Annotated in this window: 1 protein-coding gene; it reads left to right on the top strand. The window is 64.8% G+C overall.

The annotated features are described in order from the left end of the window. Nucleotides 1-611 (top strand): glycosyltransferase (locus tag AC1DTN_RS37850; protein ID WP_477925269.1); only part of this gene is annotated, 611 nt, incomplete at its 5' end. Nucleotides 612-704 lie beyond the last annotated feature (93 nt).

Raw genomic sequence — 704 nt, 5'->3', positions numbered from 1 at the left:
CGTCGAACCGTTCGGGACCCGGCGCCTGCAGAAACCGGGCCTTCCTGGCGAGTTCGGGCGCCTTCGTGACCATGCTCGACAGCGACGACACGTACGCAAGCGGCGCCCTCGCCGAGGCCCACGCCCTTGCCCTTGCCAACGCGAAGGGCGTGGCCTTCATCCGTACCGTCTATGTGTCGGCCCGGTGCCGCAAGGTGTGCCGCGAGTTGCAGCTGTCGGGGCTCATCGACCTTCCGGCATTCGTGGATTTTCATGGCTCCGTCCACGCCTTGTACGCTCGCGCCATGTGGCGGCCCTATGCGGACGATGTCATCTCCGAAGACGTCCTGCACGATGCCGGCATGCTGGTTGCCTGCGGCGACAGCGCCCCGCTGACGCAAGCGGCGTACCTGCTCACGATCCGCCATGACAGCCTGTCCGCCAGCACGGACCAGGCGGTCTTCAATGCCGTCTACCAACACGTCTCCCGCAGCGCCGAACACCCCTCGATCCGAAGGCTGTACCGGGAGAAGCATCGCATGGGATGCCTGTTCCTGGAGAGCCAGGCCACCGACCCGTCGCTCTCCTTTCACGAATTCGTCGAGCGCCGCCGAATCCGCAACGCGGGCTGAGCGGCGCCCGGTTCAGTCGCCGAGCTTCTCCATGTACAGCTGGTAGAGCGGAAAGCGCATCAGCTTGAGCTTGTGGTAATTGATGTTCACGAA

Source organism: Rhizobium sp. 01T444, from assembly GCF_056398305.1.
This window is presented reverse-complemented; position numbering and strand designations above follow the sequence as displayed.